Genomic DNA, 15,606 nt, shown 5'->3' with positions numbered 1-15,606 from the left:
ATGAATAAAAAGTTATTGAGTGCGATTGTGATTGTTATCGTTTTGATCGCTGGGGTGCTTTATCTTAATAATGATATCACCAAAAAACAAAACGAAGGGGTTGGAGGGATACTCTCTAAGGATTTAGTCGAGTTAAGTGATGATAATCCAACTTTTGATCATTGGGGTAAAAACTTCCCTGATTATTTGGATATGTATCTTACTGTTGAGACAGAAAAACCTATATCTACCGAATTTGGTGGAAATTTAGCATATTCAAAGCTTATTCGTTACCCGCAACTTACCGTGCTTTGGGCAGGTTATCCTTTCTCTCTTGATGCAAATGAAGAAAGAGGGCATTTTTGGATACAAGTTGATCAAATGGACACAGCAAGAAATAACAAAGATTTCTTAAATGCTCACGGCTTTAAAGCTTTTGGCGGACAACCAGCTGCCTGTATGAATTGTCATAGTGGTTGGACTCCTTGGCTTTTAAATAATACTGCAAAAGGTGATTGGGTGGCATTTAACTCAGCAAAATACTGGACTATGATCAAAACTGTTCCAGCAGTAAATGGTTATGCTGAAAATTCAGCCGAGCATTCAGGACCACACGGGGGTAAAAGAATGGGCGTAACTTGTGCGGATTGTCATAATCCAAACGATATGAGTTTAAGACTCACTCGTCCAGCAGCGATTAATGCTCTTGTTTCAAGAGGCTATGAAAAAGACCCAGTAGCTGGCATTAAAGCTACTCGTGAGGAGATGAGAACCCTTGTTTGCTCACAATGCCATGTTGAATACTACTTTAAACCAACTGGCACAAAGGTAAAAACTATAGGCGAAACCATAGCACAAGATCCAAGCAAAAAATGGTTTGATGGCACTCAAAAAACTTATGATGAGTTTGATTCTTTAAGAGATGGCAATCAATTCACAGAAGTTGAAGTCGCAGGTATAGAGTTAGCATTTCCTTGGAGTGAGTGGAAAAAGGGACAGCCATTTAGGATAGAAATGTTTGATGATTATTATGATAAAGTGCGTGCAAACTTTGATAAAGACTGGGCTCACAAGCTTAGCGGTGCACCTATGATTAAAATTCAACATCCAGAAAGCGAGCTTTACAGCGGTGGTGTGCATGCAGCAAATGGCGTTTCGTGTGCGGATTGTCATATGCCTTATATTAGAAAAGGTGCAAAAAAGCTTACTCAACATAATGTAACCTCACCTTTACAAAACATTAATGCAGCGTGTAAAACTTGTCATACTCAAAGTGAGGATTATCTAAAAGCTCAAATTTTAGATATTCAAAAATCAGTAGCGTATGATTTAAGAAGTGCTGAGTATGCGACAGTAAGTCTTATTATGGATATTAAAAAGCTTAGAGAACTTTTAGGTGCTAAGGCAGAGTATCAAACAGATGGCAAGGCTGATCAGGCTAAAATTTCAGCTACACTTAAAGAGGTGTTAGAGCTTCACAGAAAAGCTCAAATGAGAGGCGATTTTGTGGGTGCTGAAAACTCAACAGGTTTTCACAATCCAAGAGAAGCTTCAAGAATGCTTTTGCAAGCAGTTGAAATGGCAAGAGAAGGACAGACTAAACTTGTGCAAATCGCTGCAGCTAATGGTATAAATGACTTTAAAACCTCAAATCTTGGTTTTGAAGATATGCAAAAGCTCAATCCGGGCGAAATTCGCTACAAAGTGGATATGAACGGACACAAAGCAGGCGATAGATACTATCAACACGAAGAGATTAATGGCAATCCACCAGCTGAATATCTTGAGTTTGATAAAAACACTAAGCCATATAATTATCAGGTGATTGATAAATACTAAAATCAAAGCCCCGCTTCGGGGCTTTTACATTTTTAACTTGTTATTTTTCTTGTTTTTATATCGATTTAAACTTGTTTTTTGCTATTTGTTTTTAATGAATTATCATTATTTGTTACATTTTGTTTATTAAAAAACATTAAATTTTGATTTATAAAATAAAGGGATTTTGATATGAATAAAAATAAATTTTTTCGCCAAATTCATATTTATGTGAGTTTATTTTTTCTGCCACTTGCTTTGATGTATGCTGTTACAGGTATAGCTTACATCTTTGGAATAAATCAAGATATAGGACTTAAAGAACAAAGCTTTAGCGTAAAAAAAACGCTTACTCTAGGCAAAGAAAAAGAAGAACTTCTTGCTTTGCTTAAAGAACTTAAACTTAAAATTCCAAGTAATACCAAGCTTAAAAATGATAAAAAAGGCAAGGGCATGAGTATGGGTGGAGTGCATTATAGTATTAATATCAAGCAAGATAATGATCAAATTGTGATTACCACGAAAGAGCGAAGTTTGCTTGGCGATATGATCATGCTTCACAAGGATAAGGGTAAATGGTATTTTAGTGTGCTTTCTGTGGGTTTTGGGCTGGCTTTGATTACTCTTTATATCTCAGGGCTGATGATCACGCTTGTGGCGATAAAAAAAGACAGACAAAAACAACTTCTAACCATTGCTTTTGCTTTTGTTGTAACCTTTATTTTAGCCTATCTTAGCCTATAACACAGCTTCTTTTAGGCTTTTTGAGCTTAAGAGATATTTAATTTTATCTTTTAATTTACAATTTTATCGTTTTGGTATGGTTATTTTGTTTTGAAGCTAAAAACAAAGCCAGCGGATTTAAGCTTTTTAAGTTAAATTCAAGCTAGATTCGTTATAATTACAGCTTTAAAACCACAAAGGACAGATGGGTGAGTGGCTGAAACCACACCCCTGCTAAGGGTGCAGATCTTAACGGGTCTCGAGGGTTCAAATCCCTCTCTGTCCGCCACTTTCAAGGCTTCTTTTGTTAAGCCTTATCATTTTTCTACTTCATACAAGCAGATAAAAGCAAAAGTATCTTAAATTTAATGTTATAATTTATTTTTTTGAAAAGTGATGATATGAAACGATACGCAAACTCTAAACGTCTTATAAACAATGTCAAGTCTTTTTTAAACCTTAAGCCTTTCATACTAGGTGCTAAGGTTGATAAAAAAAGTGTATTTTATGGCTGGGGGCGTAAGAGTTCTGGATTTTGGGCGCTAAAGCAAGCTCAAAGATATAAGGCTAAATTTGAACTTTTAGAAGATGGGTTTTTACGCTCTGTTGGTTTGGGGCTTGAGCATTCGCCTAGTTTTAGTCTGGTGCGTGATGATGTGGGTATTTATTATGATGCTACTTCGCCTTCAAGGCTTGAAAATATACTTAATGAATATGACTTTAAACAGGATAAAAGCTTACTTCAACTTGCTACACAATCAATACAGCTTATCAAAAAATACGGGTTAAGCAAATACAATAACGCTCTTGATTTACCAAATGATTTTTTCACAAAAAGTAAGCAAAAACGTATTTTAATCATCACTCAAAGTGCAAATGATGCGTCCTTAAAATATGGCTTAGCCTTGCAGTTTAGCACTCAAAAAATGATAAATGATGCCATAAAAGAAAATCAAAATACTCAAATTTACATTAAAATTCACCCAGATGTGTTGAGCAAAAAGAAAAAAGCTGATTTTGATTTTTGCAATTTACCTAGCAACTGCGTGTTGATTAAAGAAAATTTTAATCCTATAGCCTTGCTAAAACATTTTGATAAAGTTTATACAAAAACTTCTCAAATGGGCTTTGAAGCTTTGCTGTGTGGCTGTGAATGCGTATGTTATGGCTTGCCTTTTTATGCGGGCTGGGGTTTAACTACAGATAAACTCGTCTGTGCCCGTCGCAAGAGAAAACTTACACTTGAAGAGCTTTTTGCAGCAGCATATATACTTTATAGTGAGTATTTTAATCCCTACTCACAAGAAAAAAGCGATATTTTAGATACTATAAACTCACTTTATAAGTATAAAACTATCGAGCAAGTCAATTCAAATACTTTGTTTTTCTTAGGTTTTTCGCTCTGGAAACATCATTTTATCAAGCCTTTTTTTAAAGCTAAAGCAAACAAACTCATTTTTTTAAATTCTCTTAAAAAGCCTATAAATTTTAAAAATGATGACAAGCTTTTTGTGTGGGGAGCAAGTTTTAGTGATGAAAAAATCAAAGAAGTTTTTGGCGAAAGGGTGAGAATTTTTAGAGTTGAAGATGGCTTTATCCGATCGGTTTCTTTGGGTTCTGATTTGACGCGTCCTTTTTCTTTGGTAATTGATAGTAAGGGACTTTATATTGATCCAAGCAAGGAAAGTGATTTAGAATACCTCTTGCAAAATTACGAATTTAATCAAAGTCATATCCAAAAAGCACAAAAAACGATCAAAGAAATTATCAAGCATAAATTCTCAAAATACAACAATGATATTCATAAAAATATCAAATTTAATGCCAAAAAAGAACAGAAAATCCTCCTCATCGCTGCTCAAGTTGAAGATGACGCTTCTATGTTACTTGGCGGTTTTAAGCTAAGCACTCAAGAGCTTATTAAGCAAGCAAGACTTGAAAATAAAGATGCTTATATAGTCTTTAAACCTCATCCTGATGTGCTTAGCGGTAACAGAAAAGGGCTAAAAGATGAGAAAATCATACTTGAATATTGCGATGAGATAGTTTGTGATGTGAGTTTGCATTCTTGTTTAGATAGTGTTGATGAGGTGCATACTATCACTTCAACCGTTGGTTTTGAGGCGATTTTAAGAGCTAAAAAAGTGGTGGTATATGGACTTCCTTTTTATGCGGGCTGGGGTTTAACTACAGATAAACTCATCTGTGCTCGTCGCAAAAGAAAACTTACACTTGAGGAGCTTGTCGCGGGAACTTTGCTTATATATCCAAGATATATTAATGCTAAAGATAAAAAGCTTTGTGAGTTTGAACCTGCTTTTAAGAGCTTGCTTGAGCTTCAAAATGCGTATTTTTCTAAAAAATGGTTGAGATTTTTGCTTGTTTTAAGAAATGTTAGCCTAAGAAAGATAAGACGAGCATATGAATACTTTTTTATAAAAAATTAAATTTGACTTGGAAATTCTTCTTAATAAATTCTTGCGTTAAAGTCAAGATAGCGCATAAAGAAAATTTAAAAAAATGTTGCTTTTTAGACTTTATTTCAAGTTAAATTTTTATTTTTTTGTTATAATTAAAATTTTCAAAAATCAATATTTTATTAGAGATATGGGGCGAGGATACGTTAGTCGTTATGAATTTTAAGCAAAAGATGAAAGAATTTGCTGGTAAAAATGTTCTTTTACTGCAAGGTCCAATCGGTCCTTTTTTTAGCAAACTTGCAAAAAAACTTAAACAAAATGATGCTAGGGTATTTAAACTTAATTTTAACGGCGGAGATAAGTTTTTTTATCCTTTTAATGCTCATAAGTATAAAGGCGAGCTTAAAAATTTCAAAACCTTTTTTAAAAATTTTTGCAAAGAACACAAGATCGATTATATCATCACTTATAATGACTGCCGTCCTTTGCATAGCATAGCTATAAGGGCTGCTAAAAGCCTTAAAATAGGCATTTACATCTTTGAAGAAGGCTATCTTCGCCCAAATTTCATCACTTTTGAGAAAAACGGCGTTAATGCAAATTCTCAGCTTCCTAGGGATAAGAATTTTTATATTGATCTTGAAGTTCCTGTAAGTGTTGCGAATGAGAAATTTGAAGGTGCTTTTGAGTGTATGGCTTTTTTTGCTTTTTGGTATTGGCTTTTTGCTTTTTTGCTGGCTCCTTTTTACAACAATCGCTTACATCATCGTTCTTTAAGCCCACTCGAACTTATCCCTTGGATACGAGCTTTTTATAGGAAATTTTGGTATAAATTTAGTGAAAAAAAGACGAATGAAGAGCTTAAAAAACTCAAAGGGAAATATTTCGTCGCTGTTTTGCAGGTATTTAATGATACGCAAATTTTAAAGCATTATAAGGGTGGGAGTGTTGAGCATTTCATCATTCAAACACTAAGCTCTTTTGCTTTAAATGCCAGAGATAAACACTGCCTTGTGTTTAAGCATCATCCTATGGATAGGGGTTATACTCATTATGGTGTTTTGATAAACAGGCTTTGTAGGCAATATAAGCTTGAGGGAAGAGTTTTTTATATACACGATGCTCACTTACCAAGCCTTTTAAACGATGCTTTGGGTTGTGTTGTTGTTAATTCAACCGTTGGACTTTCAGCCTTGTATCATAACTGTTCGCTTAAGGTGTGCGGTAAGGCATTTTATGATATAGAGGGCTTGAGCTATCAAAAACCTTTGGATATATTTTGGAAAGAAGCCCATGCGTTTAAGCCAAATTATAAACTCTATACAAATTTTAGAAGTTATCTCATACAAAACAATCAAATCAATGGCAATTTTTACAAAAATTCTTTTTTAGAACTTTGATAATAAGCCCGTAAAATTACTATAAATTAGGCTTTTTTGCTCTTATAAATGTTAGGAATTGATTAATTAATTTTAGTTAAATTCTCAAAAACAAAGAGCTATAATGCAAAAAAGAGATATTTTTTACATAGCAGGGTATGATCCAAGAGGCTTTAGATATTATTATTTAATGTTTAAGAAAAATTTAGCCTTTTACGAAAAAATGACACAAAAAAAATTCATACTCTCTAAGAATAAACAAGAATATGAATTCCACACCTCTTGGAGCATTCAAGGTGAAAATTCACAAAATTATTATCATTTTTTAGCGTGGAATGACATAGTCAAGGCAAATTGGCATAAAAATATCTTTTCCATACTTGCTGATGCTTTTGATTTTTTTAAAATTTACGTGATTACGGGCTTGTTTGTGCGTTTTGCGAAGGCGTGTAAAGCTCCTTTAGTAGCTGGATTTTATCCATTTTTTTATGTGCTTTTTAGCTATTTGTTTATCTTTGCTTTTATCTTTTTTAGCTTCAAGCCTATAGTAAATGCAAGCCACGAGATTATAGCTGTGATATTTTCTTTGCTTGTGTTGTATTTTTCAAGCAAGCTCATTTTTAAGATAGGCAATAAAACAGCGGCATTTTGGCTCTTACGAATATGTGCATTTTGCTCTCGTTGGGCTAGAGGCGAGATTAAAGATATAGACGCAAGAACGGCTGAATTTGCTAAAATTGTTTTTAAAACTCTGAAAGCTAATGCACGAAAAGAAAATTATGAGCTCATACTTTGTGCACATAGTGTAGGCACGATCTTGATCATCAACGTGCTTGCAGACTTGATTAAACAAAGTCTTGATGAAAATATCCCTTTTGATAAGCTTAAGGTGCTTACTTTGGGCGAATGTGTGCCTTTGATGAGCTATCATAAACATGATAATTTATACAAACAAAATCTTGCCTTTTTAGCTCAATTTAAGCTTACTTGGTTTGATTTTACTTCCAAGATTGATGGGGCATGTTTTTATAAAGTTGATTTTTTTAAAACGAGTGGGATTAAGGATATGCAAATTTCACCATCCTTTCTTTCGACACATTTTTATAAGCTTTATAGTAAAGAAGAATACGCTAAAATAAGGCGTGATTGGTATAGAGCCCATTTTTTATACTTAGAAGCAGGCCAGCACAAAGGTGAATATGATTTTTTTGCTTTTGTGGTTGATGAAAAAATACTTGAAGACAAAATTAAAGCGAGGTAAAACACTATGATACAATGTCCTTTTAAGCCAAAACCTTACAAAAATAAGGCGTCAAATTTAATGACTTTTTTGCTTAAACGTAGATCATGGCTTGATGGGCTGTATGAGAAAAGCTATAGCATGCAAACAGGCAGGGTAAAAATGCCCGGCTTTGATCTTTTTGTAGTTAATAACCCCCAAGAAGTCAAGAAAATCATGGTGAACGAGGTAAAAGAATTCCCGAAAAGTGAGCTTTTGCACCGCCTTTTAGAGCCACTTTTAGGACAAAGTATTTTTACGACAAATGATGAGGTATGGAAAAAGCAAAGGGAGCTTTTGCGTCCAAGCTTTGAGATGACAAGGATATACAAGGTTTTTGAGCTTATGAGTGCAGCAGCTAGGGACTTAGTCATTCGCCTTGAAAGGCAAATTGACAAACAAGCAGATGGCATCATCGAAGTTGATGAGGAGATGACTTTTGTAACAGCTGATGTGATTTTTCGTACTATAATGAGTGAAAAACTTGATGAACAAAAAGGTAAAATCATACTTGATGCCTTTGTTACTTTTCAAGAACAAAGCGTGAGAACAGCGATGAGGCAAATGTTTTGCTTTCCAAAATGGCTTTCAAATTTACTTGGCGAAAAAAAACGTTTAGAAGCTGGAGAAGTGATAAGAAAAGTGCTTAGCGATATTATCAAACCTCGCTACGAAGAAGAAAACAAGGGTTTAGCAGAGGATAGAAATGATATTTTAGCTTCTTTGCTTAAGGTTGTTGATAGTGATACAAATGAACGTTTTTCTTTTAAGGAAATTCTTGATCAAGTTTCCATGCTCTTTTTAGCAGGACATGAAACCACAGCAAGTTCTTTAACTTGGACCTTGTATCTGCTTTCTTTATATGAAGATGAGCAAGAAAAGGCATATAAAGAGCTTAAGGAAATTTTACAAGATGAAAAAGAGCCAAAAATCGAGCATATTAAAAAGCTTAAATGGCTTAATTACTGCTTTAAAGAGGCATTAAGGCTTTATCCGCCTGTTGGATTTTTTGCTAGAAGTGCTAGAAAAGATACGCAAATTCGTGATAAAGAGGTTAAAAAAGGTTCAGGTGTGGTTGTTGCTCCTTGGCTTATACATCGCCACCGCAAAATTTGGCATAAGCCAGATGATTTTGATCCTTCAAGATTTGAAAAGCTTGAAAATAAAGACGCTTATATGCCTTTTGGTATGGGAGAAAGGGTGTGTATAGGACAGGGCTTTGCTATGCAAGAAGCCATGATCATACTTAGTTATATTTTAAGCAAATATAAGCTAGAATTACAAGAAAATTTTATCCCAGATGTCGTTGGGCGTCTTACTATACGCACGGCAAATGGAATGTATATCAAGTTTAGTAAAAGAAAGAGTGAATGAAAGAAAAGCTAGCTGGCACCTTACTTTTGTGTGTTGTAGTGCCTTTATTTATTATAGGGTATATTTTTATCGTTTTTGTGGGAATTTTCGTCAGTGTAGCAAGGGTGCGTCAAGGTGTGCGTGCTATGGATCATTTTGTTAATGCAACTTTATTTAACGGCTATGCGTGGGAAAGCCTCTCTTCGCACGCGTGGCGAGAAAGAAAAAAAACTTGGGCTAAGGTTGTGATAAAAATCACTGATTTTTTTCAAAAAGACCATTGCAAAAGAGCTAATAAAAGAGAACAGCCTATCATTGATCTTATGCTTAAAAAAGGACTTGACAAGCAAAGCATAGGTAAGCAAATTTAAGTTTTTTTTACTTTTGATATTTTTGAATTTTTTGCTTGCAAAGTTATTTTTAAATTTTCATTAAGGCTTTTCTTTAAGTTTTGCTTGTAACACCTTAAAGTTTTAAAACAAATTTAAGCAATTTATACAGTGCGAAGCTTGGCTATCTCATCTCTTAAAGCTGCTGCTTTTTCAAACTCAAGTGCTTTGGCAGCCTCCAACATTTGCTTTCTTAGTTCTTTTACAAGCTTCGCTCTTTCACTTGCTGGCATTTTTTCTAATTTTTTGCCTTTGCGGTAAATTTCAGCTTCATCGACTTCATTTTTAAGACTATCTTCTAAATTTCTTTTGACTGAACTTGGGGTGATATTATGCTTTTTATTATAAGCTTCTTGCAATGTTCTACGTTGAGTTGTAATATCCATGGTTTCTTGCATGGACTTTGTGATTTTTTTGCAGAAGAGCAAAACCCTGCCATTGACATTTCTAGCTGCTCTTCCTATGGTTTGAATAAGACTTGTTGTGCTTCTTAAAAAACCTTCTTTATCAGCATCCATTATGGCTATAAGACTAACTTCAGGTAGATCAAGTCCCTCACGAAGTAAATTTATACCTATGAGTATATCAAAAAATCCTGTTCTAAGCCCTCTTATGATCTCATTTCTTTCAATGGCATCAATATCTGAATGCATGTATTTTACCTTTAAACCAAGCTCTATATAATAGTGGCTAAGTTCTTCAGCTAGCTTTTTAGTGAGCACAGTAACTAAAACTCTTTCATTTCTAGCTATAACCTTTTTTGCCTCATCAAAGAGAATTTCAACTTGATTGTCGCTATCTTTTAGCTCTATTAAAGGATCAAGTAAGCCTGTTGGACGCATAATTTGCTCAAAAACTTGATCTTTGCTAAGTTCGAGCTCAAGGGGTGCTGGGGTTGCTGAAACAAAGAGAAATTGACAATTTTTGTTTATAAACTCATCAAACATTAAAGGGCGATTATCAAGGGCTGAAGGCAAGCGAAAACCATAATCAACCAAGGTTTGCTTCCTGCTTCTATCGCCTGCAAACATGCCCCTAAACTGAGGCAAAGACACATGGCTTTCATCGACGATAACAAGGAATTTTCTATCACCTATATTAAGATAATCAAAGAGCGTATAAGGCGTATCGCCGGGCTTTAGTCCTGTTAAATGCAAAGCGTAATTTTCAATGCCCTTACACATACCTGTGCTTTCAAGCATTTCTAGATCAAACTCAACTCTTTGCTTAAGTCTTTGATACTCTACAAGCTTATTTTCATTTTCAAAAAAAGCTAATCTGGAGGCGAGTTCTTTTTTAATGTCTTTGATGGCTTGTTTTAGCCTTACTTCACCAACGCTAAACTGGCTTGTTGGATAGAGTATGAATTTTTTCAGTTCTTTGCCTTTTTTATTTTCAAGCACATTAACATGATACATTTTCTCAAGTTCATCGCCAAAAAATTCAAGCCTCACCACCTCATCTTCAAAATAAGCTGGATAAATATCTATAGTATCGCCATTTACCCTAAAATCAGCCCTATCAAAAAAGTTATCATTTCTTTTATAGCCCATATCCACAAGCTTTTTTAAAAGCTCTTTTTGAGAAAGTTGCATGCTTTCTTCAAGGATTAAAACCATGCCTACATACTCATTTGGATTGCCTAAGCCATAATTTGCTGAAACGCTAGCAATACAAAGCACATTTTCATAGCTTAAAAGTGAAGCTGTAGCACTCAAACGAAGCCTTTCTAAGTCTTCATTTACTGAGCTGTCTTTTTCTATAAAAACATCAGTGCGTGGGATATAAGCTTCTGGCTGATAATAATCATAATAGCTGATAAAATACTCCACAAAATCCTCTTTGAAAAAGCCCTTAAATTCGCTATAAAGCTGTGCACACAAGCTTTTATTATGACTCATTATCAAGGTTGGCATGTTTAGCTTTTCAATCACATTTGCCATAGTAAAAGTCTTTCCACTGCCTGTAACACCGAGCAAGGTTTGGTATTTATTGCCTGCTTTTATGCTTTTAACTATGCCCTCAATAGCTTGGTGTTGATCAGGACTTGGGATAAAATCGCTGGTAAGTTTCATAGACTTTTTTCCTTATTAAAAGCCAAATTCTACAAAAAAATGCTTAAAATTTAAAACTTTTTTGCTACAATTAGAAAAATATTTTTCAAAAAGGCAAGATCAATGTATGATGATAAAATTATTAACACACTTACAGATAAGGTTAATGAGCTTTTAGAGCGTTATAATGAACTCGTAGAAACCTGCGACAACTTAAGAAATGAACTTGTGAGTGTAAAAGCTCAAAATGAAGCTAAAAGTAATGAAATTTCAAGACTTGAAGAAGAGTTAAAAAGCAAAAACATAGTCAGCGAAGATATTACTAAGAAAATAGAGGCTGTGCTTGGCAAGTGATGGGATAAAAGAAGTCATCATCAATGTTTCAGCAAAAGATTTTACCGTTCGTTGTGGAGAAGATTTTGCAAACTACCTTGAAACAGATATTGATCTTGTTTCAAATGGAACAAAAAAAATAGAACTCAAACAATTCGTTAATGCCTTTGTGAAGAAAAGCTATGATTATTATATGTTGCAAAAAGAACTCAACAAGCTTTTAAAAACGATCAATGAAACACCACTAAAGTAAAATTTATGGCTTTTAAAAAAGCTTTTTCCCTGCTTGAACTTGTTTTAGTTATACTTATTTTAGCCTTGCTTGTAGGTATTGCTCTGCCGTATTTTCATCTTAGCAAGCAAGATGCGAATTTATTTCGTTTAAAGGCTGATTTTACCACTATACAAAGTGCTTTGGCTTTTCACAAAAATCAAGATATTTTTACCCAAACACAAAATTTAGCCGTGCTTGATGAGGCAAGTATAATGAGTGAAAAACAGACTTTGTTTTATTGCTCTATAAGCGAAATTAAAGCATGTAATGGGGGCGATTGTTGCACAAAAAGTGTGCTGGTAAGTCCAATTTATTCAAATTCTAAAGCATGGATGAAAACAGGAAAGCGAACGTATCGTTTTTATCTCAGCAGCAAAAGCTTTGTGGATTTTGTGTATGAGCCTAGCACCATGAGTTTTGAGTGTGTAAGCTCAAGCATTTGTAAAGAGCTTTTATGAGGTATTATGAACTTGCCATTATAGGCTCTTATCTTGATAATCTTACTTATGAAAGCGAATTTGAATGCGAGCCTTTAAGCGAGGTAATCCTGCCTTTTGGCAAGCAAAATAAGCCTCATAGGGCTATCATTCTTAAAGAACTTTCAAAGCCAAATTTTACGACTAAAGCCATCATAGAAAAAACCGGACGCGTTTTAACCCAGACTCAATTTGAACTAGCTAGTTTTATAAGTTATTATTATACCTGCAAGCTAGGCTTTGTTTTGGCTTCTTTTGAACTTTTAAAACCTTATAAAACTCATGCTTTTACACCTTTAAAAAGTGTGAGTTTAAGCCCTTTGCAAACTAAGGCTTATGATTTTTTACAAGAACAAAGCTCAAGCTTGCTTTTTGCAGATACAGGCAGCGGAAAGACTGAAATTTACATAAGCTTGATTAAAAAATGTATGCAAAAAGGTGAGCAAGCCTTACTTTTAATGCCAGAAATTTCACTTAGCCCACAAATGCAAAAACGTTTGAGTGTGTATTTTGAAGATAAATTCATCATGTGGCATTCAAAAATTTCAAAAAAGAAAAAAGATGAAGCCTTGCAAGCCTTGCAAAATGGCGAAATTTTACTTGTTGCTGGGGCAAGATCGGCTTTAAATTTACCCTTTAATAAACTTAAACTCATCATCGTTGATGAAGAGCATGATAATTCTTACAAGGCAAATAACAAGCCTTATATCAATGCAAGGGATTTGGCTGTTTTTTTGGGACAAAAGCATAATATACAAGTGCTTTTAGGCTCAGCTACGCCAAGCTTAACAAGCTTTTATAAGCAAAAGCATTTTAGACTTCGTGGCACTTTTTATGAAAGCGAAAAAGAATTCATCTTTGATGAGAGTGATTTAGGGCTTTCTAGTGTTGTTTTAAGGGAACTTAGAGTAAGTTTAAGAGCAAAAAAACAGGCTGTGGTTTTTCTGCCAAGTCGTGCAAATTTTCGCCAAGTGCAATGTAAAAACTGCGGTGAGAGGATCAAATGCCCATTTTGTAGCATAGCCATGAGTGTGTATAAAAACAAAAATCTTTTAAAATGCCATTATTGCTCCTTTGTAAAGCCCATAGATCAAATCTGCCCTCATTGTCAAGGTGCTATGCTTGAAGCAAGCAAGATAGGCACAGCAGAGCTTTGCGAGCAACTTAGGCAAGCTTTAAGCGAATTTAGCCCAAATATCGCTCAGTTTGATCGCGATAAAATCACAAGCATGACTAAGCTTAATGCTATACTTAAGGACTTTAACGAGCAAAAGATTGACATTTTAGTTGGCACTTCTATGCTGGCTAAAGGACATGATTATCATAGTGTGGATTTAAGTGTGATTTTAGGGCTTGATGAGTTTTTGTTTCGTCCAAATTATAAAGCTAGTGAAGAATGCCTAGCTTTAGCCATGCAAGTAGCTGGAAGAGCTGGACGCAAGGGCAAAGCAAGGGTGCTTATACAAAGCAAGCAAAAGGCTTTTTTTCAAGCTTATATCAAGGATTATGATCGCTTCTTGCAAGATGAGCTTGAAAACAGAAAAAACCTTTATCCGCCTTTTAAAAGGCTTTTAAGGCTTGTCATCGAGCATAAAGATCAAAGAAAAGCAAAAGAGCTTTGCGAGTTTTTAGCTGGGGAGTTTAAAAAACTTAAAAGCGTTGAGCTTGTAGGTTTTGGAAGCTGTGCTATAGAATTAATCAACGCAAAATGGCGTTTTTATCTCTTGCTAAGAAGTAACACACATACAAATTTGATCAAAATCGCTCATTTTGCCCAGCAGTATAAGGAGCTAAGTGCGGATATGGATCCGAACGACTTTTCTTAGTGTTTTAGCGTTTTTTAGCTTGAAAAGTTCTCATTTTTATTAAAAATAGCTTGATTTTTTGTCTAGTTTGGTTTAAATTTTTATATTTAAGCTATTTTTATTATGTGTTTTAATCTTTTTCATCCAACTCCTCACACATTTTTTCAAATTCCTGATAGTATTTCCAAGAAGCGGTGATGTCAGGGCGAGTTTGTTTGATATAAGCGAAATTTTTATCAAAAAGCTCTTTAAAAATCTTTCTATATTTTGTTTCCCTTTTTAAGAAATTAAGCAACTTCTCATTAGTTATACGTCTATTTTTTGTTTCTTTCCAATGTTCATTAAGTGCGAAATGAAATTTTTCAATCCATACTTTTACCTTTTCACATAAGTGCAAGTCTTTATTAAGAATTTCATTTTGATTTTTGTCAATTAAATAATAAAGTTTTAAGTATGGACTTTCAATCTGTAAAAAATTAGATTTGCTAAGCTCTATTAAGTTATTATTTTGGGAAGGTATAAAATTGTTTATGATAATATCAATTTCTTCATTGACATGAAGGGTTATTGGCAATCCTAAAACAAAACCTGCGTTTTTATTAGCCTTAAGATAGGATATATCCTCAAATTTTACACCTTTTATATTTAATTTCTTGCTCAAAGTATTCATAGTAGAAAAAATGTTTTCTGGTAAGTTTTCTTGAAAATCTACAACGAGATATTGGTCAAAATTTTTACAAGTTTTTAATACATAATCATAAAACATCATCATATAAAGCATATGTTCTTGATAATAGAGATCAAGTCCTTTAAAAGTTGCATATTCAACAAGACGCTCTGTAACTCCACCATGTAAAAATCTTGTCCGATCAGCAATTTCTTTAAAGTTTGTATCATCAAGTGTATAATAATTTCCTTGCGTTGGCCATGGAACATTTAAAAAACTTGTTAATGAGTCAATAGGATCCCTAGAGACAAGGAGTGCAAGAGTATTTTTAGGTAAAAGATGTATTGTTTTATCAATATCTTTATTTTTATAATATACAGCATCAAAATCGATATTTGCTTGCTCTTTCTTGAATAAATTAAAAATTCTTATATAATCTCTTTTGCCATTTCTTAATGTGGTTAAATTAGCCCCAGCCGTATTTAATGCCGAGTGTAATGCCTTTCGCCCAAAAGTATGTGGCATAAAAGCAACAAATTTACACCCCCTCGGCAAAGCCAAATTCAAATCCCAAGCCACTTCAGCTTCTATATCAGTATAAGATAAAGTTTTGCTTGTATTAAACTCATCTTGATCAGTATTATTTTCACTCGTTTT

The 15,606-nt window shown here is 34.1% G+C and carries 13 protein-coding genes and 1 tRNA gene; 12 read left to right on the top strand and 2 right to left on the bottom strand.

Translation table 11 applies throughout. The features are described from left to right. The 8 genes from DMB91_RS02880 (at window position 1) to DMB91_RS02845 (ending at window position 9,322) form a co-directional block, all read left to right on the top strand. On the top strand, window positions 1–1,818 hold the full coding sequence (locus DMB91_RS02880) for an ammonia-forming cytochrome c nitrite reductase subunit c552 (protein ID WP_034902315.1): 1,818 nt from the start codon (window positions 1–3) through the stop codon (window positions 1,816–1,818). 171 nt (window positions 1,819–1,989) lie between these two features. Beyond that, a complete protein-coding gene (locus DMB91_RS02875; RefSeq protein WP_034902311.1) occupies window positions 1,990–2,541 on the top strand; it encodes a membrane protein in 552 nt (183 codons plus the stop codon). A 178-nt stretch (window positions 2,542–2,719) separates the two neighbouring features. After that, window positions 2,720–2,809: transfer RNA gene (locus tag DMB91_RS02870), tRNA-Ser, on the top strand. 112 nt (window positions 2,810–2,921) lie between these two features. Next, window positions 2,922–4,967 carry a capsular polysaccharide biosynthesis protein gene (locus DMB91_RS02865; protein ID WP_143116800.1) on the top strand — a complete coding sequence of 682 codons (2,046 nt, stop codon included), beginning with the start codon at window positions 2,922–2,924 and terminating at the stop codon, window positions 4,965–4,967. A gap of 185 nt (window positions 4,968–5,152) precedes the next feature. Beyond that, entirely contained in the window at window positions 5,153–6,340 is a 1,188-nt protein-coding gene (locus DMB91_RS02860; protein WP_034906236.1) for a capsule biosynthesis protein, read from the top strand. Window positions 6,341–6,443: 103 nt separating this feature from the next. After that, window positions 6,444–7,580, top strand: a complete 1,137-nt coding sequence (locus DMB91_RS02855; protein ID WP_034906239.1) for a hypothetical protein — start codon at window positions 6,444–6,446, stop codon at window positions 7,578–7,580. Window positions 7,581–7,586: 6 nt separating this feature from the next. Further along, complete coding sequence (locus tag DMB91_RS02850) at window positions 7,587–8,972, top strand: cytochrome P450 (protein WP_034906242.1); 1,386 nt, start codon at window positions 7,587–7,589, stop codon at window positions 8,970–8,972. Beyond that, the gene (locus DMB91_RS02845; protein WP_034906245.1) at window positions 8,969–9,322 is read left to right on the top strand and encodes a hypothetical protein; all 354 of its coding nucleotides are present in this window, start codon (window positions 8,969–8,971) and stop codon (window positions 9,320–9,322) included. The genes DMB91_RS02850 and DMB91_RS02845 overlap by 4 nt, the downstream gene beginning before the upstream one ends. Window positions 9,323–9,444: 122 nt before the next feature. Here the strand turns inward: DMB91_RS02845 and uvrB are convergent, their stop codons facing one another. After that, window positions 9,445–11,415, bottom strand: coding sequence for an excinuclease ABC subunit UvrB (uvrB, locus tag DMB91_RS02840; RefSeq protein WP_034906248.1), 1,971 nt, complete (start codon window positions 11,413–11,415; stop codon window positions 9,445–9,447). A 102-nt stretch (window positions 11,416–11,517) separates the two neighbouring features. On the opposite strand from uvrB, the gene zapB reads away from it, so the two are divergent. The 4 genes from zapB to DMB91_RS02820 are packed head-to-tail and all read left to right on the top strand — an operon-like array spanning window position 11,518 to window position 14,303. After that, window positions 11,518–11,748: a cell division protein ZapB gene (gene zapB / locus DMB91_RS02835; RefSeq protein ID WP_034906251.1), complete on the top strand. Its 231-nt coding sequence runs from the start codon at window positions 11,518–11,520 to the stop codon at window positions 11,746–11,748. Beyond that, a complete protein-coding gene (locus DMB91_RS02830; protein WP_034906254.1) occupies window positions 11,738–11,980 on the top strand; it encodes a hypothetical protein in 243 nt (80 codons plus the stop codon). The genes zapB and DMB91_RS02830 overlap by 11 nt, the downstream gene beginning before the upstream one ends. 5 nt (window positions 11,981–11,985) lie before the next feature. Then, entirely contained in the window at window positions 11,986–12,459 is a 474-nt protein-coding gene (locus DMB91_RS02825) for a prepilin-type N-terminal cleavage/methylation domain-containing protein (protein ID WP_034906257.1), read from the top strand. Beyond that, entirely contained in the window at window positions 12,456–14,303 is a 1,848-nt protein-coding gene (locus DMB91_RS02820) for a primosomal protein N' (RefSeq protein WP_034906260.1), read from the top strand. Before DMB91_RS02825 ends, DMB91_RS02820 begins: the two co-directional genes overlap by 4 nt. A gap of 109 nt (window positions 14,304–14,412) precedes the next feature. Here DMB91_RS02820 and DMB91_RS02815 read toward each other — a convergent pair. Further along, the coding region (locus DMB91_RS02815; RefSeq protein ID WP_221886025.1) for a DUF2972 domain-containing protein at window positions 14,413–15,606 on the bottom strand (1,194 nt) is incomplete at its 5' end.

The organism is Campylobacter sp. MIT 97-5078 (assembly GCF_006864455.1).
GTDB lineage: Bacteria > Campylobacterota > Campylobacteria > Campylobacterales > Campylobacteraceae > Campylobacter_D.
This window is presented reverse-complemented; position numbering and strand designations above follow the sequence as displayed.